This is a genomic window from Actinocorallia longicatena (assembly GCF_039534125.1).
GTDB lineage: Bacteria > Actinomycetota > Actinomycetes > Streptosporangiales > Streptosporangiaceae > Actinocorallia > Actinocorallia longicatena.
Genome location: NZ_BAAAUV010000020.1, coordinates 134034 through 153106 on the forward strand (window position 1 = coordinate 134034; position 19073 = coordinate 153106).

Consider the following 19073-nt stretch of genomic DNA (forward strand, 5'->3'; position numbering starts at 1 on the left):
GGACAGTCCCGACAAATCCCCAGAGAGGCTGAAGATGTCCCTCCACCAGCATGTGACGGAGTTCGCAGGGCTCCCCGTCGTCGACCTGACGGAAGAGAGCGACCTCACCGGCCTCCCGGCCCCCGAGGGCGCGGCGTGGCGGCTGCGGATCGATGACTTCGTCGAGGAGTTCGAGCCCTTCCGGAAGCTGTTCGCGGCCTTCCTCGAGGCCGTCGACACCACCAAGATCACCGCTCTGGTCGTCGCGAACTGGGGGGCCTGCCACGCGGTCAACGCCAGGGAACCGCTGGACCTGCTGGTCGCCGCCGCCGGCCGCTTCCCCGCACTGCGGGCGATCTTCTGGGGCGAGTACCTCCAGGAGGAGTCGGAGATCTCCTGGATCGAGCAGTGCGACATCACCCCGATCTTCACGTCGTTCCCCGCCCTGGAGACCGTGACGGTCCGCGGCGGCAGCGGCCTGCGCCTGGAGCCGGTGACCTCGAAGTCCCTTCGTGAGCTGCGGTTCGAGACCGGCGGCCTGCCCGGGGTCGTGGTCCGCGCCGTCGCGGCGAGCGACCTGCCCGCCCTGGAGTCGCTGGTGCTGTGGCTGGGCGTCGACGAGTACGGCGGCGACGCCACCATCGCCGACCTCGCGCCGATCCTGTCCGGCGAGCGCCTGCCCGCCCTGCGCCACCTGGGCCTCCAGGACGCCGAGATCCAGGACGACGTCGCTGCCGCGATCGCCGGGGCGCCGATCGTCGCCCGGCTGACGAGCCTCGACCTGTCGATGGGCGTGCTCACCGACGAGGGCGCCGAGGCGCTCCTGTCCGGCCAGCCGCTCGGCCACCTGACCTCCCTCGACCTCAGCCACCACTACCTGACCGAGCCGATGACGGCCCGGCTGGCCGCGGCGCTGCCCGGGGTCGCCCTGGACCTCGGCGAGCCCCAGGAGGAAGACGACGACTGGCGTTACGTGGCGGTCGCCGAATGAACAACCACAGCCTCGAGACCTACGCCGGCCTGCCCGTCGCCGACTTCCCCGCCGAGAAGCCCCCGTCCGGGCCGGTCGCCTGGCGGCTGCGGCAGCCCGAGGACGAGCCGGAGGACGTCCAGAACCCGGCCCGCATCCTCGACGCGCTCATCGCGGAGGCCACCGAGCCGATCGAGGCCCTGGTGATCGGCTTCTGGAGCGACCAGTTCGACGACGCCTTCACCCTCGGCGACGTCCGCGACGTCCTGGTGGAGCGGGCCGCCCGCCTCCCGGACCTGAGGTCGCTGTTCTTCGGCGACATCACCTACCACGAGAACGAGCTCGGCTGGATCGAGCAGTGCGACGTCACGCCGCTGGCCCGGCTGCCGCTGACCCGGTTCGAGGTGCGCGGCAGCGACGGCCTGCTCCTCGACCCGGTGGAGAACCCCGCCCTCCGGGTGCTGCGGTTCGAGACCGCGGGGCTGCCCGGCCCCGTCACCGCGGCCGTCGCCGCCAGCGACCTGCCCGCGCTGGAGGAGCTCGACCTGTGGCTCGGCACCCCGCGCTACAACGGCACCACCACGGTGGAGCACCTGCGGCCCGTGCTCGACGGCGCCCGGCTGCCGTCGCTGCGCCATCTGTCCCTCCAGAACGGCGACTTCCACGACGAGGTCGCGGCCGCCCTGGCCGGAGCCCCCGTCGTCGCCCGGCTGGAGACCCTCTCCCTCGCCCGGGGCACCCTCACCGACGTGGGCGCCGAGGCGCTGCTGTCCGGCCAGCCGCTGACCCATCTCCGGCGCCTCGACCTGCGGCACCACTTCCTCAGCGAGGAGATGGCCGCGCGCGTCCTGGCCGCCCTGCCCGGCGTCGAGGTCCTGATCGAGAACGACAGGGACCTGGACCCGGCCGACCCCTACGTGGCGATCGGCGAATGACCGGCGGCCGGGTGGTCAGCGTCGTCGGAACCCCGGGGGAGCGGCGGGTCGTGCTGTTCGGCGAGGCGTGCGCCGCCGCCGGGCTCCCGGCGCCGCACGTGATCCCCTGGCGGACGGTGCTGTCCGGCGACCCGTTCACGGTCAGGGGACCGCTGCGGATCGAGTCGCCGGGCGGCGACCCCGGGACCGACGCGCTCCTGCGCGGGCCCGGCGACCCGGCCAGGGTCGAGGGCGGCGCGCGCTGGTACGCGACCTTCGTGCGCGGCCTGGAGCGGCTGCGGCCGTACGCGGCGAACGTCGACGACATCGCCGCCATGTTCGACAAGCGCACCACCCACGCCCGGCTGAGCGCGGCCGGGGTCCCGGTTCCGGCCGCGCTGCCCGCCGTCACCTCCTATGACGGCCTGCGCCGGGCGATGGCCGACGGCGGGGCGTCGCGGGTCTTCGTGAAGCCCGCCCACGGCTCGTCGGCGTCGGGCGTGGTCGCCCTCCAGACCGGGTCCCGCGGCCGGATCAAGGCCGTCACCTCGGCGGTGCCCGCGCCCGGCGGCGGCTACCGCAACTCGCTGCGGGTGCGCGCCTACGAGGACGAGCACGAGGTCGCCCGGCTGATCGACGCGCTCGCCCCCGACGGCCTGCACACCGAGCGGTGGTACCCGAAGGCGGCGCTCGGCGGGCGGGTCCTGGACCTGCGGGTCGTGGTGATCGGCGGCCGGGCCACCCACGCGGTCGTGCGGACGAGCACCCACCCGATGACCAACCTTCATCTCGGCGGAAGCAGAGGAGACCTCGCGGCCGTGCGGGAGCTTCTCGACTGGGACGCCGCCATGGAAGTGTGCGAACGGGCCGCGGCCTGCTTCCCCGGCAGCCTGATGGCCGGGGTCGATCTCCTGGTACGGGCTGGCTGGCGGCGGTGCGCGGTCGGCGAGGTCAACGCGTTCGGGGATCTGCTGCCGGGGCTGACCGGTCTGCCGGGTTCGTCGGCTGAGGGCGTCGGCACCTACACTGCCCAGCTCAGGGCGGTCATGGGGGAGATGTCTTGCGCGACATGAACGAGATCATCGGCAGCCACGACGTGGTGCTGGTGACCCTCGACACGCTGCGCTACGACGTCGCCGTCGCCCTGGCCGCCGCCGGGCGGACCCCCGAGCTGGCCCGCCGGTTCACCTGGGAGAAGCGGCACGCGCCCGGCAGCTTCACCTACGCCTCCCATCTGGCCATGCTGGGCGGCTTCCTGCCCACGCCCGCCGCGCCGGGGCCGCATCCCAGGGAGTTCGCGGCCGCCTTCCCCGGCAGCGCGACCACCAGCCCGTCCACCTGGACCTATGACGCCCCCGACCTGCCCTCGGGGCTGAGGGCCGCCGGCTACCGGACGGCCTGCGTCGGGGGAGTCGGGTTCTTCAACGGGCTGACGGCCCTCGGCTCGGTGATCCCCTCGATGTTCGACGAGGCGCACTGGGAGCCCGGCTTCGGGGTGACCGCCCCCGCCGGGATCGACGCGCAGGTCGCCCGGGTCGGGGAGATCGTCGCGAAGGCGGATCGGCCGCTGTTCCTGCTGCTCAACGTGGCCACCCTGCACCAGCCGAACCACTTCTACCTGGAAGGGGCCTCAGGGGACACCCTGGAGACCCACGCCGCCGCGCTGGAGTACGCCGACGCACGGCTCGGCGAGCTGTTCGCGGCGCTGCGGCGGCCCAGTTACGTCATCGTCTGCTCCGACCACGGCACCGCCTACGGCGAGGACGGCCACGTCGGGCACCGCATCGGGCACGAGGCCGTCTGGACCGTGCCCTACGGGGAGTTCGTGATCGAGTGAAGCCCTACCAGGGATACGTCTACGCCTATCCGCACAAGACGGCCTACCGGGTGCTGGCGCCCGAGCCGTCGCTGAAGGAGGTGTGGCGCGACGAGGACCGCTCCGCCCTCTTCCTCTACCTGCACGTGCCGTTCTGCGAGATCCGCTGCGGCTTCTGCAACCTGTTCACCCGCACCGGCGCGGGCGCCGACCTCACCACCGCCTACCTCGACGCCCTCGACCGGCAGGCCACGGCCGCCCTCGACGCCCTCGGCGGCTTCCGGGTCGCGACGGCCGCGTTCGGCGGCGGCACCCCCACCTACTTCACCGCCGCCGAGCTGGAGCGGCTCTGCGGGATCGCCGGGCGCTTCGCGACCGGGGTCCCGCTCGGCGTCGAGACCTCGCCGGGCACCGCCACCCGCGACCGGCTGGAGGTGCTGCGCGACCACGGCACGACCCGGGTGTCGATCGGGGTGCAGAGCTTCGTGGAGGCCGAGGCGCGGGCGGCCGTCCGGCCGCAGCGGACCGCCGAGGTCGTCACGGCCCTCGACACCATCCGCGACGTCGGCTTCCCGACCCTCAACCTCGACCTGATCTACGGCATCGACGGGCAGACCCCGGAGTCCTGGCTCCGTTCGATCGACCGTGCCCTCACCTGGCGGCCCGAGGAGATCTACCTGTACCCGCTGTACGTCCGGCCGCTGACCGGGCTCGGGCGGATGGGCCGCGACTGGGACGACCAGCGGCTCTCGCTGTACCGGCTCGGCCGCGACCATCTGGCCGCCGCGGGGTACGAGCAGGTCTCGATGCGGATGTTCCGGCTGCCCGCGGCGCCGTCCGGTCCCGGCGGCGGCACGGAGTACTGCTGCCAGGAGGACGGCATGGTCGGCCTCGGCTGCGGCGCCCGCTCCTACACCTCGGCCCTGCACTACTCCTTCGAGTACGCCGTCCACGCGACCCAGGTCCGCGGCATCATCGACGACTACGTGGCCGCCGCCGACTTCTCCACCGCCCGGGTCGGCTTCACCCTCGACGACGGCGAGCGCCGACGGCGCCACCTGATCCAGTCGCTGCTCCAGGTGACGGGCGTCGACCGGGCCGCCTACCGGGAGCGCTTCGGCTCCGACGTCCTCGACGACTTCGACCTGACGCCCTACACGGGATGGACCGAGGAGGACGCCGCGACCGTCCGGCTCACCCCCGAGGGGCTGGCCCACTCGGACGCGATCGGCCCGGCGCTGTTCTCGGCGCCCGTCCGGGCCCTGATGGACGCCTACGAGGCCCGCTGACGATGCTGACGATCCTGTACCGTGGGCCGCTGGCGAGCTGCGACTACGACTGCGGCTACTGCCCGTTCGCCAAGCGCCGCGACACCCCCGCCCAGCTGCGCGCCGACCGGGCGGCCCTGGAGCGGTTCGTCTCCTGGGCGGAGACCCGGCCGTTCGAGCTGTCGGTCCTGTTCACCCCGTGGGGCGAGGGCCTGGCCAGATCCTGGTACCGCGACGCCCTGGTGCGCCTCAGCCTGCTCCCGCACGTCGGCAGGGTCGCGATCCAGACCAACCTCAGCCACCGGACGTCCTGGGTGGAGGCCGCGGACACCTCCAGGCTCGCCCTGTGGACGACCTACCATCCCGACCAGGTGCCCTACGACCGGTTCCTCGCCAAGTCCCTCGATCTGACGTCCCGGGGGGTCCGGCACAGCGTCGGCGTGGTCGGCTTCCCCGCCCATCTGGAGGCGGCCCGCCGGCTGCGCGCCGACCTCCCTCCCGCCACTTACCTGTGGGTCAACGCGGCGGAGGGCCTCACCTACACCGACGCCGAGGCCGCGGACTGGACCGAGCTCGACCCGCTGTTCCCCTACAGCCGCCATCCGCACGCCAGCGCGGGCGCCGCCTGCCGGACCGGCGAGGACGTCATCTCGGTCGACGGCGAGGGCACGGTGCGCCGCTGCCACTTCGTCCCGACGGTCCTCGGCAACCTCTACGACGGCTCCTACCGCGCCGCGCTGGGACCCCGTCCCTGCCCGAAGCCCTCCTGCGACTGCCACATCGGCTACCTTCACCTCCGCACCCTCCCGCTCTACGACGTCTTCGCGGGCGGCCTGCTCGAACGCATCCCTCACCTTCTCGCCTAAGGACGCCGCACCATGTGGAACGAGATCGCCGAGCTGCACGCCCACCACGGGCACGTCTCGGTCGACCTGCAGATGCTCAAGATCACTGAAGAGGTGGGGGAGGCCGCGGAGGCCTACATCGGGATGATCGGCGCCAACAAGCGCAAGGGCGTCCACCGGACCCGCGAGGACGTCCTCGCCGAGCTCTCCGACGTGATCATCACCGCCGCCGTGGCGATGTCCCGGCTGACCGGGGGAGATCAGGCCGCCGCGGCGGGGGCCCTCGACTCCCGCCTCGCTCATGTCCTGTCCCGGCTGGACGGGCCGCCGGGGCCCGGAGGGGCCACGCCTACGGCGTCGTGAGAAGCGAGAGGGCGTCGGCGGCGGTCATCGGGCCCGCGGTGGCGAGGGAGAGGTTGGACAGCGAGGCCAGGTGGAGATCCTCGGTGGGGGCCGCCGTGCAGTCGCTGATCGTGTGCACGGTCAGGCCCAGGTCGGTGCCGTGGCGGGCGGTCTGCTCGACGGTCAGGTTGGTGGCGACCCCGGTCAGCAGCAGCGTGGTGACGCCGCGTCCGGCGAGCCAGGCGGGCAGGTCGTTGCCCGCCAGGCCGGAGAGCTTCTGGTTGTCGACGACCAGGTCGTCGTCGCCGAGCGGCAGCATCTCGGGGATCAGTGCGGCGCCCGGCGCGTCCGGCCGGAAGGACTCCTGGGCGTCCCCGACGGCGTGCATGAAGCCGGTGTTCCGCACGAGCAGCCCGCCGCCCTCGGGCACGGTGAAGCGGGTGAAGACCACCGGCACCCCGGCCTTGCGGGCGCCCCTGTGGAACCGGGCGGCCCGCCCGATCACGCCGCTGCGCGCGACGGGCTCGGCGAGGATCCCCCCGAAGAAGCCCTCCGGCTTGATGACGTTGACCTGCCAGTGCAGTGCCAGGACGGCGACGGTTCCCGGTGCGTGACCCATCCCGCGATGATGTCGCACCCCGGACCGCGGCGCACGCCGGTCAGGTCTCCTTCTCGGGGTGGTAGGCCTCCTCGGTGAGGCCGAAGGTCCAGGCGACGCCCGCCCTGGCGGTCGTGGTGTCCGGCGGGACGCGCAGGTAGTAGGTGCGGGTGCTGCCGTCGGGTTCGGGCGTGCTGTTGAGGACCTCGACCATGACGACCGGCTCGTCGCCGGGCAGGTCGATGCGCCACAGGGTGCCGGTGGCGTCGCGGTGGAGCGGCTTGGCGTCGATCTCGGCCAGGTAGCGGTCGTAACCGAAGTGCTCCAGCATGACGCGGCGCAGCTCGGCGTTGTCCTCGGCGAGGATCTGGCGGGCGGTCAGGGTGGCCAGCGTGGCGATGAAGCCGGGCGGGATCGGCATGCCGCGCCAGGCGTGCAGAGCGAACCCGTCGGGGTAGCCGAGGGCGGGCCCGTCGCCGCGGTGCAGGCGTCCGGGCTCGTCGCGGTGCAGGTCGTCGGGGCGTTCGGTGAGGATGACCAGGTTCTCGTACGGCCACCACCAGCCCGCCGACCCGGCGGTCTCGGCGAGGCCGCGCAGCGGGTCGAGCCTGCCGAGCGAGGCGAACAGCTCCAGCCACGGAGCCTCGTGCTGGCCGAGCACGGCGTCGAGGGTGGCCCCGCGCAGCAGGGCCTGCTGGGCGGGGCCGGCCTGCTCGCCGAGCTCGCCGATGGCGCGGCGGACGCGGGTGACCAGCGCGTTGACCTGCTCCCACGAGCGGCCGCCGGTCCTGGCCCAGGCCCGGGCCCACTCCTCGGGGCCGAGGTCGGCGTAGGCGGCGGCCCGCTGCGCCTCCCACGGCCGGGTCCTGACGCTCTCGCGGACGGGCGCCCCGGCCGCGAGCGACAGCAGCCACGGCCGCACGTCGGCGGCCCCGAGCTCACGGCCCGCGCTCCGGCTCAGCTCGGCGAGCGCGGCGGGGGCGAGCAGCCCGGCCGTCTTCCCGGGCTCGGGGAGCCCGTCCCGCAGCAGCACCGCGAGGACGGCGCCGGCCGCGGGGGAGGGCGCCCACAGGAACCGGGCGGGAACGGGCAGGCCCGCGGCCTCGTAGGCGGCGGCCACCCCGGCCTCGGCGCGCGGCCGGTCGGCGGGGAGCGCCGCGAACGGCGACGGGACGAAGGGGGTGACAGCGGTGGACGTCATCTCGGGGAACCTCGCTGGGGGGAAGCGGATGAGGAGAGAGAAGGGGGAACGTCAGTCGGCGACGACGCGGACCGACCCGGGCACGTACTCGCGCTGGCGGATGATCCGGTACCAGCCGTGCGTCAGCGCGATCTGCGCGTGCTCCTCGTGGACGAGCCGCCCGCCCGAGGGCAGATGCAGGTGGTCGGGGGTCAGCGGGTCGCCGTCGCGGAGCAGGACTCCGGGGGCCATCAGGGCGTGGGCGTGGCCGGTGACCTCGCCGAGCGCCAGCACGATGCGCCCGCGCGCGTCGCGCTCGCTGGGCGCCAGGGCGCGCACTGCCGCGGGCACGTCGTCCTCGCTGACGGGCTGGATGAGGATGTCTCCCTGTCGGAACATGCCTCGAACATACTGACGCCCACCGACAGAATGCCGCCGCCGGCGAAGGACTCCGCGGCTACTCTCCGGACTCGACCAGACGGGCCAGATGGGCCAGCGCCATCCGCGTCCCGGTCTCGTTGTCGGCGGCGGGAACGGCGTCGGGGACGCCCGTGTGGACGATGTCGACCTCGGTCCCGCCCTCGACGTCGGTGAGCGTGGTCGTCATCGTCATCACGCCGCCGAACTCCGGGTCGTCCGTCTCGAACTCGAGCACCTCCACCACGACCTCGTCCGGGACGAGCCGCGCGAAGTGGCCGTGGTAGGTGTCGGTGCGCTCCGCGGACTTGCCCTTCCCTCCGGGCTCGTCGTAGATGAGCGACACCCGGAAAGCCCCGCCCTCCACCCCCTCGAACGCGTGCACCACGCACCGCATCCCCTCGGGCACCCGCCACCGCGCGACCGCCTCCGGATCGAGCAGAGCCCGGTACACCGCGCCCCGTGGAGCGCGCACCGTGTGGGAGACCCGCGTGGAATGCATGTCTCCCACCCTACGTGCGGTGCCCGTCCGGTATCCGGAACCGTCCTAGAAGGCGGACAGGACCGAGCCCTGGTACTTGTCGGTGATGAACTTCTTCACCTCGGGGGAGTGCAGGAGGGTGTCGAGCTTCTCGACGCGGGGGTCGGACTCGGAGCCCTTCTTGACGACCAGGCCGTTGGCGTAGGGGTTGCCCTCGGCCTTCTCCAGGACGATGGCGTCCTTGGCCGGGGTGAGCTTGGCGGCGAGCGCGTAGTTGCCGTTGATCACCGCGGCGTCGGCGTCCTCGAGGGAGCGCGGGAGCTGGGCGGCGTCCAGGGCCTTGAACTTGAGGTGCTTGGCGTTGGCGGTGACGTCGCGCTCGGTGGCCGTGGTGCTGGCCGGGTCCTTCAGGGTGATCAGGCCGTTGTCGGCCAGGAGCTTCAGGGCCCGGGCGCCGTTGGTCGGGTCGTTCGGGATGGTGACGGTGGCGCCGTCCTTGAGGTCGGTCAGCGCGGTGACCTTCTTGGAGTAGACGCCCAGCGGCTCGACGTGGACGTCGACCGTCCAGGCGAGCTTGTCGCCGTGCTGGGCCGAGTACTCGGTCAGGTACGGCTTGTGCTGGAAGTAGTTGGCGTCGATCTGGCCGTCCTCGACGGCGGGGTTGAGCTGGGTGTAGTCGGTGAACTCCTTCACCTCCAGCTTGAGCCCGGCCTTGTCGGCCAGATCGGACTTGATGTAGTTGAGGATGTCGCCCTGCGGGGTCGCGGTCGCCCCGACGACGAGCGCCTTCGACGGGTCCGCGGGCTTGTCGGACGAGGAGTCCGAGCCGCAGGCCGCGGTGAGGGCCAGGGCCGCCGCGGACAGGACGAGAGTGATCTTCTTCAGCACGGCACGTGCCCTTCGAGGAGTGACTTCTACTTGTGGGAGATGCGCCGGACGACCAGGTCGCCCAGCATCTGGACCGCCTGCACGAGCACCACGAGCACGACCACGCAAAGGATCATGATCTGGGTGTCGTAGCGCTGGTAGCCGTAGCGGATGGCGAGGTCGCCGATGCCGCCGCCGCCGATCACGCCGACGATCGAGGAGAACCCGATCAGCGCGATGACGGTGATCGTCAGTCCGGAGACGAGGCCGGGACGGGCCTCGCGGAGCAGGACCTTCGTGACGATCTGCCCGCGTGAGGCGCCCATGGCCCGGGCCGCGGACACCACACCGGGGTCCACCTCCCGGAGCGAGGCCTCGACCAGCCGGGCGAAGAACGGGATGGCGCCGACCGTCAGGGGGACGATCGCGGCGGTGGCGCCGAAGGTGGTGCCGGTGACCGTCCGGGTGAACGGGATCAGAGCGACCATGAGGATCAGGAACGGCAGCGACCGCCCGATGTTGACGATCAGCCCGAGCAGCTTGTTGACCGGCCAGAACGGCAGCAGCCCGGTGCGGTCGGTCAGGTGGAGCAGGACGCCCAGCAGCAGCCCGCCGGCGGCGGTGAGGATCGTGGAGATCCACATCATGTGCCAGGTCTCGCCGAGGGCCGTCCCGAACAGGTCGGTGGTCATGCCGCGATCTCCAGGGACAGGCCGTGTTCGCGCAGGTGCGCGATCTGCGGGGCGTTGAGCTCGGGGGAGCCGGGCAGCTCGATGCGCAGCCGCCCGACACGGGTGTCGCCGACCTCCTCGATCGCGCCGCCGAGGACGTTCACGTCGATGGAGTAGGTGCGGGCCAGCGTCGAGATGAACGGGGTGGCGGCGTCCTCGCCGACGAAGGTCACGTCCACGACCGTGGTGTCCGGGCGGGGCGCGGCGGGCGGCAGCGGGAACAGCCCGCGAGCCAGCTCCGAACCCGGCCTGACCAGCAGCTCCCGGACGCCCCCCGCTTCGACGATCTTCCCGTCGCGCATGATGGCGGCCGAGTCGCAGATCCGCTTGACCACCTCCATCTCGTGGGTGATCAGCAGGATGGTCAGGCCGAAGTCGGAGTTGAGCCGCCTGAGCAGCTCCAGGATCGACCGGGTGGTCTCCGGGTCCAGCGCGGAGGTCGCCTCGTCGGACAGGAGCACGTCGGGCTGGGCGGCCAGCGCCCTGGCGATGCCGACCCGCTGCTTCTGCCCGCCCGAGAGCTGCGCCGGATACTGCTTCGCCTGGCCGGACAGCCCGACCAGCTCCAGAAGCTCGGCGACCCTGGCCTTGCGCTCGGCGCGCGGCAGCCCGGTCACCTCGAGGGCGAAGGCCACGTTCCCGGCGACGTCGCGGGAGGACAGCAGCCCGAAGTGCTGGTGGATCACGCCGATGCGCTGCCTCTTGGCGCGCAGCGCGGCCTCGGGCAGGGCGAGCATGTCGTCGCCGCCCACGACGATCCGGCCGGAGTCGGGCCGTTCCAGGACGTTGACGCTGCGCAGCAGGGTGGACTTGCCCGCGCCGCTGCGGCCGATCACTCCGGAGATCTCGCCCCGTGCGACGTGCAGGGACACGTCGTCCAGCGCGGTGACCGGCCCGCCGCGGGCGCGGTACACCTTCCTGACATTTTCGATCTGAATCAAGGGATATCTTCCGTGCGTGGGCTGCGCGCGTGCAAAGGGACGCGGCGCGGGCGCGGTCAGGGCAGTGAACGATCAGCGGGAGTTCGTGCGGGGGCTCGCTTCGGGGCGCGAGACGTCTCGGTGGGCCCTCAGACGCACATTCGACAACACGACAGGGCGCGCGTGGTCCGCAGGCGGCGGGGGCGGCGGGTCGTGGTCATGACAGCAGTGAATCACATGACGCACATGTCGACAAATCGGAACGTCACCGGCGATGACCGAGTGTTATCCACGTCACGCCGCCCGGCGGGAATGCCCGGGTGAAGTGACCGGGAGAAGCGAAAAGGCGGGACGCGCAGTGCGTCCCGCCTCGTAGGCCCGCCCTGGGGGCGGATCCGGAAGTTACAGCGGCGGCCGGGCGCCGAGGTGGCCGATGGCCTTGGACGCCAGGCGGCAGCCCGCGGCGAGGGCCTCGGCCGGGGGCTTCCCGTCGAGCCAGGCCGGGAGGAAGCCCGAGGCGAACGCGTCGCCCGCGCCGGTGCCGTCGACGACCTTCTCGACCGACTCCGCGCCGACGACGATCGGGTCCGCGCGGCCGTTGGTGTACCACAGGGCCCCGTCGGGGCCGAGCTTGATCACGACCTGGGAGTACCAGGCGGTGAGGACCTTGGCGGCCTGTTCGGGCTCGTCGCGGCCGGTCAGGGCCTCGGCCTCGTCGGCGGAGACGATCAGCAGCCGGGCGCCGTGGGTCCACTCGAAGAACGGCTCGGCCCCGACCCGCTTGAGCGGGGAGGAGGAGCCGCCGTCGACCGAGACCGACATGCCGGCCTTGCCCGCCAGGGCGAGGGCGTGCAGGGCGGCCTTGCGGGAGCCCTCGTTGAGCAGGGAGTACCCGGACAGGTGCAGATGGGTGCCGGGAGAGAAGAGATCGGCGGGAATGTCCTCCGGCAGCAGGGCCGCGTTGGCCCCGGGGTCGGACATCATGGTCCGGTCGCCCTTGTGGGTGACCAGTACCACGCAGGTCCCGGTCGGGCGTTCGGGATCCATCACGAGCCGCGCGTCGACCCCGTAGCCCATGAGCTCCATGTCGCGGTTGCGTCCCGCGATGTCGGAGCCGCGTCGCCCCACGAAGGCCACCTCGACCTCGTTGGGATGCTCGACGGCGAGCCAGGCCGCCACATTGGCCCCCGAACCCCCGCCGTGCATCGTGACGCTGGCCGGGGTGTCGCTCCCCTTCGCCAGGGGGTACGCGGCCCGGGCCACGGCGTCGGTCATCAGATCGCCGACCACGACCACGCGTGTCATGACTGTCACCTCGCAGAGACATGCAAGCTCCACCCAGAACACCATTGTGCCCGGGTGTGTCGTTGACCGTAACAGCTTCCACCCCTGGATGAGGTCTCGAACTCGCAGCGAAACGGGGATCAGGGGGTTGTGATCGAGCCGTAACAGGAATTGAGGGTCGGCTACCCTTCGGTAGGTGACCCAGCCCACATATCCGGATCATTGGGAAGCGGACGTCGTCCTGTCGGACGGGGGGACGGCCCATCTGAGGCCCATCCGTTCCGGCGACGCCGAGCTGCTGACGACCTTCTATGCCCGGGTGTCCGCCGAATCGATCTACTACCGCTTCTTCTCGCCGCGCCCGCGCCTGTCGGACCGCGAGGTCGTCCATTTCACCACGGTCGACTATTCCGATCGGGTGGCCTTGATCGCCGTCATTGGTGATCAAATGGTCGGCGTCGTTCGTTATGACAGAACAAAGGAGCCCGGCGAGGCCGAGGTCGCCTTCCTGATTGAGGACGCGCACCAGGGCCGGGGCGTCGGGTCGGTATTGCTGGAGCACATCGCGGCGGCCGCACGGGAACGCGGAGTGCAACGTTTCGTGGCGCACGTCCTGCCCGACAACCGGAAGATGAGCAAGGTCTTCCGCGACGCCGGGTACGCGGTGGCGCAGCGGTTCGAGGACGGCGTCCTCCAGCTCCACCTCGACCTGGCGCCGACCGAGACCTCCCGCGAGGTGATGGCGGCGCGCGAGCACCGGGCGGAGTCGCGGTCGATCGAGCGGCTGCTGTTCCCCCGCTCGGTCGCGGTGATCGGCGCCAGCCGCGACGCCCACAGCGTCGGCCAGACCGTGCTGCGCCATCTGCTCGGCGCGGACTTCACCGGCCCCGTCTACCCGGTGCATCCCGAGGCCAAGGCCGTCGCGGGGGTGCGGGCCCACGCCCGCGTGCTGGAGATCCCCGACGAGGTGGACCTCGCCGTCGTGGCCGTCCCCGCCGAGTCGGTCAACGAGGTCGTCGCCCAGTGCGCGGGCAAGGGCGTCCACGGGCTCGTGGTGGTCTCCGCGGGCTTCGCCGAGACGGGCCCGGAGGGCAGGCGGCGCCAGGAGCACCTGGTCAGGCTGGCCCGGCGCAACGGGATGCGGGTGGTCGGGCCGAACTGCCTCGGCATCGCCAACACCGATCCGGGGGTCCGGCTGAACGCCACCCTCGCGCCGGTCATGCCGGGACGGGGCCCGGTCGGCTTCTTCTCCCAGTCGGGCGCGCTCGGCATCGCGATCCTGCAGCGCACCGCCGAACGCGGTCTCGGCCTGTCGACGTTCGTGTCGGCGGGCAACCGGGCCGACGTCTCCGGCAACGACCTCATGCAGTACTGGGAGGAGGATCCCTCCACCACGGCCGTCCTCCTCTACCTGGAGTCGATCGGCAACCCCCGCAAGTTCACCCGGCTGGCGCGCAGGCTCAGCCGGTCCAAGCCGATCGTCGCGGTCAAGACCGGCCGCTCGACCCAGGGCGTGCCGCTGGGGCACGCGGTGAAGGACATCGAGCTGCCCGACCACGCGGTGAGCGCCCTGTTCGAGCAGGCCGGGGTGCTGCGGGTGGAGGATTTGTCGGAGCTGTTCGACGTCGCCCAGCTGCTGGCCTACCAGCCGCTTCCGGCCGGGCACCGGGTCGTGGTCATCGACAACGCCGACTCCCTCGGCCTCCTCGCCCAGGACGCGGCGGCGGCCTTCGGCCTGGTGCCGCGCCCGCCCGTCACGCTCGGGCCCGCGGCCGGCGCCGAGGACTACGAGGCGGCCCTGAGCGCGGCCCTCGACGATCCGGGCGTGGACGCCGTCGTCGTCCTCTACACCCCGCCGGTCATCGGGGGAGCGGAGCTGATGTTCGGCAAGCGCCCGGGGAACGACAGCGTCGCCTCGACCATCAAGCGGCTGGCGGCCGAGGGGCGCAAGCCCGTCCTGGCCACCTATCTGGGAGCCAAGGGCATGCCGCGCGACCTGCGGGTCCCGGACCGGGACGGGGAGGCGGGGCCGGGTTCGGTGCCCTCCTACCCGGCACCCGAGGACGCGATGCGCGCCCTGGCCTACGCCGCCCGGTACGCCGCCTGGCGCCGCCGGCCGCACGGCGAGGCCCCCGGCCTGGACGTGGACCGGGAGAAGGCCCGCGAGCTGGTGGCGGGCTGGCTCGCAGGGGGCGTCCCGGACGCCGCCCGGCTTCTGGCCTGCTACGGGGTCTCCGTCGGCGGCGAGGCGACGGGCCTCGACCTGCACATCGCGACCCAGGAGGACCCGTCCTTCGGCGCGGTCGTCTCCTTCCGCCTCGCCGACGTCGCCGCCGTCCTCATGGACGACCGCGCCTACCGGCTGGCACCGCTCACCGACGTCGAGGCCGCCGAGATGGTCCGGGCGATCAGGCTGGCGCCGCTGCTCTTCGGCCACCAGGGCAAGGACCCCGTCGACGTCGCGGCGCTGGAGGACCTGCTGACCCGGGTCGCGCTGCTGGCGGCCGACCATCCCGAGGTCGCCAGGCTCGAACTCGACCCGGTCGTCGCGGGGCCGGACGGCGTCACGGTCCGCGCCGCGTCCCTGCGCGTGGCGACCCCGCCCGGCCACCGCCCCGAAGTGGAGCCCCGCCGTCTCTAAAAGGATCATGGAGGTGTGCGGATGCATCGGGTGGGCCGGACAGGGCAGGATGGAGGGATGAGGGAAACGCGAGCCAGAGACGACCAGGGCCTGCGGACGGCCATCGAGCGCAGCGGCTACTACCCGGCGCTCGTCGCCGACGCCGTCGAGTCCGCGCTCGGGAACGAGCCCGCCACCGCTTTCGTCGTCCACCACGAGGCCGCCTTCGATCCCGGCATGGAGGTCCGCAGGCACGCCACCGTCCTGGTGCTGTCGCCGACGCGGCTGCTGTTCTGCCACACCGACGAGCATCCGCCCAGCGAGCTCGTGCCGCAGGCGCACTGCTCGACGACCACCGAGGGCGTCCGGCTGGAGCGGGTCGGGTCGGTGACGGTCACCCGGATCGTGGCCGCCCCCGAGAACTACCGGCCGGGGATGCCGCCCGCCGAGGTCGAGCTGACCGTCCGGTGGGGCGGGGCGTCCCGGATCGACCTCGAGCCCAACAGCTGCGGCGACGAGAACTGCGACGCCGACCACGGCTACTCCGGCATCGTGGCGGGCGACGACCTGTTCCTGAGGGTCAGCGAGGCCGCCGACGGGGCCGAGGCGGTCAGCCAGGTGCTGGCCTTCGCCGCGGCGCTGTCGGCCGCGACCACCGGATGATCCCCACGCCGCGCTACGGCGAGGCCTCCCTGGCCGACCTGTCCGCCTCGGTGCTGGCCTCGCTCGGCGTGCCGGGCTCCGACAACGTGCTGGACCTGCCGGAGCTGCCGCGCGCGTGCGTGCTGCTCATCGACGGCCTCGGCTGGGAGCTGCTGCGAGCCCACCCGGCCGAGACCCCGTTCCTGTCGTCGCTGGCGGGCAAGCCGCTGACGGCGGGCTTCCCGGCGACGACCGTCACGAGCCTCAGCTCCCTGGCGACGGGCCTGCCGCCGGGCGCGCACGGCATGTTCGGCTACCAGATCGCGGTGCCGGGCGAGGGACGGCTGCTCAACTGCCTGCGCTGGGACGACGGCAGGACGGACCCCGCGCTCTTCCAGTCGCGGCCGACCGTCTACGGGCGGGCCAACGCCGCCGGGGTGGTCTCCAGCTACGTCGCGGCGGGCGCCTACTACGGGACGGGCTTCAACGAGGCCATCACCCGGGGCGTCCGCTATGTCCCGGCCGACAGCCTGGGCCAGCTCGTCGCCCGCGCCGAGGAGGCGCTGACCGGCCGCGCCCACGTGACCGTCTACCACGCCGACCTCGACTCGACCGGCCACATGTACGGGGCCGGATCGGCGACCTGGCGGCACCAGCTCCGCTTCGTCGACACCCTGGCCGAGCGGATCGCCGAGATCCTCCCGGCCGGGACCGCGCTGTACGTCACCGCCGACCACGGGATGACCAATCCCCGGGACAGGGTCGACGTCGACGCCCTCCCCGAGCTGCGCGAGGGCGTCGCCCTGCTGGGCGGGGAGGCCAGGGCCCGCCACGTCTACGCGGCGGAGGGCGCGGCCGCCGACGTGCTCGACGCCTGGACCGGGGTCCTGTCCGGCCGGGCGTGGGTCATGTCCCGTGAGGAGGCCGTGGCGGAGGGCTGTTTCGGCGCCGTCGCGCCCGAGCATCTGCCCCGCATCGGCGACGTCGTGGCGGTGCCCTACGCCTCGCTGGCGATCGTCGCGACCGAGTCCGATCCCTTCCAGTCGTCGCTCATCGGCATGCACGGCTCACTCGTCCCGGAGGAACAACTCGTGCCCCTGCTCTGGACCACACGGTGACCGCGGGACCTGGGCCCCTCCCCGAAGCGGGATTCTCGGGTCAGACTGGCGGGGTGCAGCAGCCACTGATCGACGTGCGGACACTGGCGCGTCTCACTCCCGAACCCGTGATCCTCGACGTCCGCTGGCATTTGACCGGGCCACCCGGCGTCGAGGCCTACCGCGCAGGTCATCTGCCGGGGGCCGTCTTCGTCGACCTGGACCGCGACCTGGCCTCCGCGCCGGGTGCGGGCGGCAGGCATCCGCTGCCGGAGCAGGGGGCCTTCGAGCGGGCGATGCGCGCGGCGGGGGTCTCCGCCGACCGTCTCGTCGTGGTCTACGACGACGCCGACGCCACGGCCGCCGCCCGCGCCTGGTGGTGCCTGCGGTACTTCGGCCATGACCGGGTCCGCGTCCTGGACGGCGGCTACCGGGCCTGGACGGCCGAGGGCCTGCCCACCGAGACCTCGGTCCCGGCCCCGGAACCCGGCGGCTTCACGGCCCGTTCCGGCCATCTGCCCACCCTCGACGCGGACGGGGCCGCCGCCCTGGCCAAGACCGGCACCCTCCTGGACGCCCGCGCCGCGGAGCGCTTCCGCGGCGAGCACGAGCCGGTCGATCCGGTCGCGGGCCACATCCCCGGCGCCGTGAATGCCCCCACCTGGGGAAACGTGGGCGTCGACGGCCGCTTCCTGCCCGCGCCTCTGCTCCGCGACCGTTTCGCCTCCCTGGGCGCCACCGACGCCGCGGAGGTCGGCGTCTACTGCGGCTCGGGGGTCACGGCCGCCCACGAGGTCCTGGCCCTCACCCTCGCGGGCGTCCCAGCGGCCCTCTACGTCGGCTCGTGGTCGGACTGGCTCACCGACCCCACCCACCCGGTGGCGACCGGGCCCTGACCGGCCCGGCACCGGCTCATCCGGCCCCGAAGCACTGGAACCCCAGGGTCCCCGGTTCCCGGCCGGCCCCGGCCAGTGCTTCGGCCGGTCGCGACCCGGCCGCGAGATCCCGGTGCACGGCCGCCATGAACTCCACGGCCCGGGCGTCGTCGACGGGGAGCACCGAGGCGATGACCGTCCGCACCCCGAGCGCCAGGAGCTGGCCGGGGATCCCGACCGCGTCCCTGCCCCGGCCCGCGTCGCACGCCGACAGCACCACGAGTTCCGGCGCGCCGCCGATCCCGGCGAGCTCGTAACCGGTGACGGTCCCGCGCTCGGTCACCAGCCCCGACAGCAGAGGATCGTCGGCCCGGTAGGTCCCGTGGCCGGCGAAGTGCACCACCCGGGCCCGCTGCAGTGCACCCGGCCCGGCCGCCGATGGCCCGTAGATCTCCCGGACCGCCCGGATCTCCGCCGCCGCGTGCGGCGCCCCCGCCCCGGCGATCGGCACGACGGGCCCTTCGCGCGGCGGGGCCGTCACGGCGCTGACCCAGGCCGCCGCCGACGGCACCACGCTGAAGGGCTCCTCGACCAGCGCCGCCCAGGGCATCCCGTGCAGCTCACCGGCGGGCGCGATGACGACGTCCCGGCCCGCGACCTCGGCCAGGACCTCCGCGAACCAGCCCCGCAGCGGCGCGAACGCCTCCCGTTCGGGGCCGCCGTCCATGAGCGCCCGGGTCGCGGCGAGCCGGGCGAACCTCAGCTCCCTGGCGAGCTCCGGGTAGGGGGCCAGCTCGAAGCGCCTGCAGCGGCCGTCCCGGACGGTCACCGCCGTCAGGGCGTCGCCCGCCCGAACGAACTCGACCAGGACCGTCCGGCCGAGCACCGCGGGCAGGTCGGCCGTCCCGAACGCGGGCTCGCGCCGCCGGGCCCCGACCCGCCGCGCCTCCTCGCGCAGCCGTCGTTCGTGCCCCGGGCCCGTCCCCTCCACCGCGGCGCCCGGACCGGCCTCCCGCGGCGCCCACAGGATGCGCCGGTACAGCTCCTCCACCTCGAGCAGGGCGCGGGCGGTCAGGCCGAGCGGGGCGAACCGGAGCAGCGGATCGGCGCAGCGGGCGGCGATCGAGGCCCGCAGCTCCAGTGAGGCGGCCGTGGCGGCGAGGTCCCCGGCGGTGCGCAGGGCCGCGCGGACGGCCGCGAGCGTGCCCCGGCGGTCCTCGCGGGCGG

The 19073-nt window shown here is 73.2% G+C and carries 20 protein-coding genes; 11 read left to right on the top strand and 9 right to left on the bottom strand.

The window, feature by feature from the left end; all coding sequences use genetic code 11:
• Nucleotides 1–34 precede the first annotated feature (34 nt).
• Genes ABD785_RS30465 through ABD785_RS30495 form a run of 7 tightly spaced genes read left to right on the top strand, consistent with a single transcriptional unit; the run spans nt 35 to nt 6155 of the window.
• Nucleotides 35–970, top strand: a complete 936-nt coding sequence (locus ABD785_RS30465) for an STM4015 family protein (protein ID WP_344835264.1) — start codon at nt 35–37, stop codon at nt 968–970.
• Nucleotides 967–1884, top strand: coding sequence for an STM4015 family protein (locus tag ABD785_RS30470; protein WP_344835266.1), 918 nt, complete (start codon nt 967–969; stop codon nt 1882–1884). The genes ABD785_RS30465 and ABD785_RS30470 overlap by 4 nt, the downstream gene beginning before the upstream one ends.
• On the top strand, nt 1881–2936 hold the full coding sequence (locus ABD785_RS30475; protein WP_344835268.1) for an STM4014 family protein: 1056 nt from the start codon (nt 1881–1883) through the stop codon (nt 2934–2936). The genes ABD785_RS30470 and ABD785_RS30475 overlap by 4 nt, the downstream gene beginning before the upstream one ends.
• Nucleotides 2933–3700: an STM4013/SEN3800 family hydrolase gene (locus ABD785_RS30480; protein WP_344835270.1), complete on the top strand. Its 768-nt coding sequence runs from the start codon at nt 2933–2935 to the stop codon at nt 3698–3700. Before ABD785_RS30475 ends, ABD785_RS30480 begins: the two co-directional genes overlap by 4 nt.
• Entirely contained in the window at nt 3697–4968 is a 1272-nt protein-coding gene (locus ABD785_RS30485) for an STM4012 family radical SAM protein (RefSeq protein ID WP_344835272.1), read from the top strand. Before ABD785_RS30480 ends, ABD785_RS30485 begins: the two co-directional genes overlap by 4 nt.
• Before the next feature lie 2 nt (nt 4969–4970).
• Nucleotides 4971–5813 carry an STM4011 family radical SAM protein gene (locus ABD785_RS30490; RefSeq protein WP_344835273.1) on the top strand — a complete coding sequence of 281 codons (843 nt, stop codon included), beginning with the start codon at nt 4971–4973 and terminating at the stop codon, nt 5811–5813.
• A 12-nt stretch (nt 5814–5825) separates the two neighbouring features.
• Nucleotides 5826–6155: a MazG-like family protein gene (locus ABD785_RS30495; RefSeq protein ID WP_344835275.1), complete on the top strand. Its 330-nt coding sequence runs from the start codon at nt 5826–5828 to the stop codon at nt 6153–6155.
• Here the strand turns inward: ABD785_RS30495 and ABD785_RS30500 are convergent.
• The 8 genes from ABD785_RS30500 to ABD785_RS30535 all read right to left on the bottom strand — a co-directional run bounded on the left by ABD785_RS30500 (nt 6142) and on the right by ABD785_RS30535 (nt 12633).
• A complete protein-coding gene (locus ABD785_RS30500; protein ID WP_344835278.1) occupies nt 6142–6753 on the bottom strand; it encodes a cysteine hydrolase family protein in 612 nt (203 codons plus the stop codon). The genes ABD785_RS30495 and ABD785_RS30500 overlap by 14 nt on opposite strands.
• Before the next feature lie 40 nt (nt 6754–6793).
• Entirely contained in the window at nt 6794–7933 is a 1140-nt protein-coding gene (locus tag ABD785_RS30505; protein WP_344835280.1) for a DUF6745 domain-containing protein, read from the bottom strand.
• A 51-nt stretch (nt 7934–7984) separates the two neighbouring features.
• Nucleotides 7985–8311 (bottom strand): hypothetical protein, encoded by a 327-nt coding sequence (locus tag ABD785_RS30510; RefSeq protein ID WP_344835282.1) that lies wholly within the window; start codon nt 8309–8311, stop codon nt 7985–7987.
• A gap of 58 nt (nt 8312–8369) precedes the next feature.
• Nucleotides 8370–8831, bottom strand: coding sequence for an SRPBCC domain-containing protein (locus ABD785_RS30515; RefSeq protein ID WP_344835284.1), 462 nt, complete (start codon nt 8829–8831; stop codon nt 8370–8372).
• 45 nt (nt 8832–8876) lie between these two features.
• The gene (locus ABD785_RS30520; RefSeq protein ID WP_344835285.1) at nt 8877–9698 is read right to left on the bottom strand and encodes a MetQ/NlpA family ABC transporter substrate-binding protein; all 822 of its coding nucleotides are present in this window, start codon (nt 9696–9698) and stop codon (nt 8877–8879) included.
• 26 nt (nt 9699–9724) lie between these two features.
• Nucleotides 9725–10369 carry a methionine ABC transporter permease gene (locus tag ABD785_RS30525; RefSeq protein WP_344835286.1) on the bottom strand — a complete coding sequence of 215 codons (645 nt, stop codon included), beginning with the start codon at nt 10367–10369 and terminating at the stop codon, nt 9725–9727.
• Nucleotides 10366–11349 (bottom strand): methionine ABC transporter ATP-binding protein, encoded by a 984-nt coding sequence (locus tag ABD785_RS30530; protein WP_344835288.1) that lies wholly within the window; start codon nt 11347–11349, stop codon nt 10366–10368. Before ABD785_RS30530 ends, ABD785_RS30525 begins: the two co-directional genes overlap by 4 nt.
• A 381-nt stretch (nt 11350–11730) precedes the next feature.
• A complete protein-coding gene (locus tag ABD785_RS30535; RefSeq protein ID WP_344835290.1) occupies nt 11731–12633 on the bottom strand; it encodes a carbohydrate kinase family protein in 903 nt (300 codons plus the stop codon).
• 175 nt (nt 12634–12808) lie between these two features.
• On the opposite strand from ABD785_RS30535, the gene ABD785_RS30540 reads away from it, so the two are divergent.
• From ABD785_RS30540 to ABD785_RS30555, 4 genes are read left to right on the top strand one after another with little or no spacing between them, the layout of a single operon-like run.
• Nucleotides 12809–15253: a bifunctional acetate--CoA ligase family protein/GNAT family N-acetyltransferase gene (locus ABD785_RS30540; protein ID WP_344835292.1), complete on the top strand. Its 2445-nt coding sequence runs from the start codon at nt 12809–12811 to the stop codon at nt 15251–15253.
• Between the two features lie 57 nt (nt 15254–15310).
• Nucleotides 15311–15895, top strand: coding sequence for a DUF5998 family protein (locus ABD785_RS30545; RefSeq protein ID WP_344835294.1), 585 nt, complete (start codon nt 15311–15313; stop codon nt 15893–15895).
• Nucleotides 15892–16992: an alkaline phosphatase family protein gene (locus tag ABD785_RS30550; protein WP_344835295.1), complete on the top strand. Its 1101-nt coding sequence runs from the start codon at nt 15892–15894 to the stop codon at nt 16990–16992. Before ABD785_RS30545 ends, ABD785_RS30550 begins: the two co-directional genes overlap by 4 nt.
• 53 nt (nt 16993–17045) lie before the next feature.
• Nucleotides 17046–17867 carry a sulfurtransferase gene (locus ABD785_RS30555; RefSeq protein WP_344835296.1) on the top strand — a complete coding sequence of 274 codons (822 nt, stop codon included), beginning with the start codon at nt 17046–17048 and terminating at the stop codon, nt 17865–17867.
• A 16-nt stretch (nt 17868–17883) separates the two neighbouring features.
• On the opposite strand, the gene ABD785_RS30560 is transcribed toward ABD785_RS30555, so the two are convergent.
• A partial coding sequence (locus ABD785_RS30560; RefSeq protein ID WP_344835298.1) for a CHAT domain-containing protein occupies nt 17884–19073 on the bottom strand: 1190 nt, incomplete at its 5' end.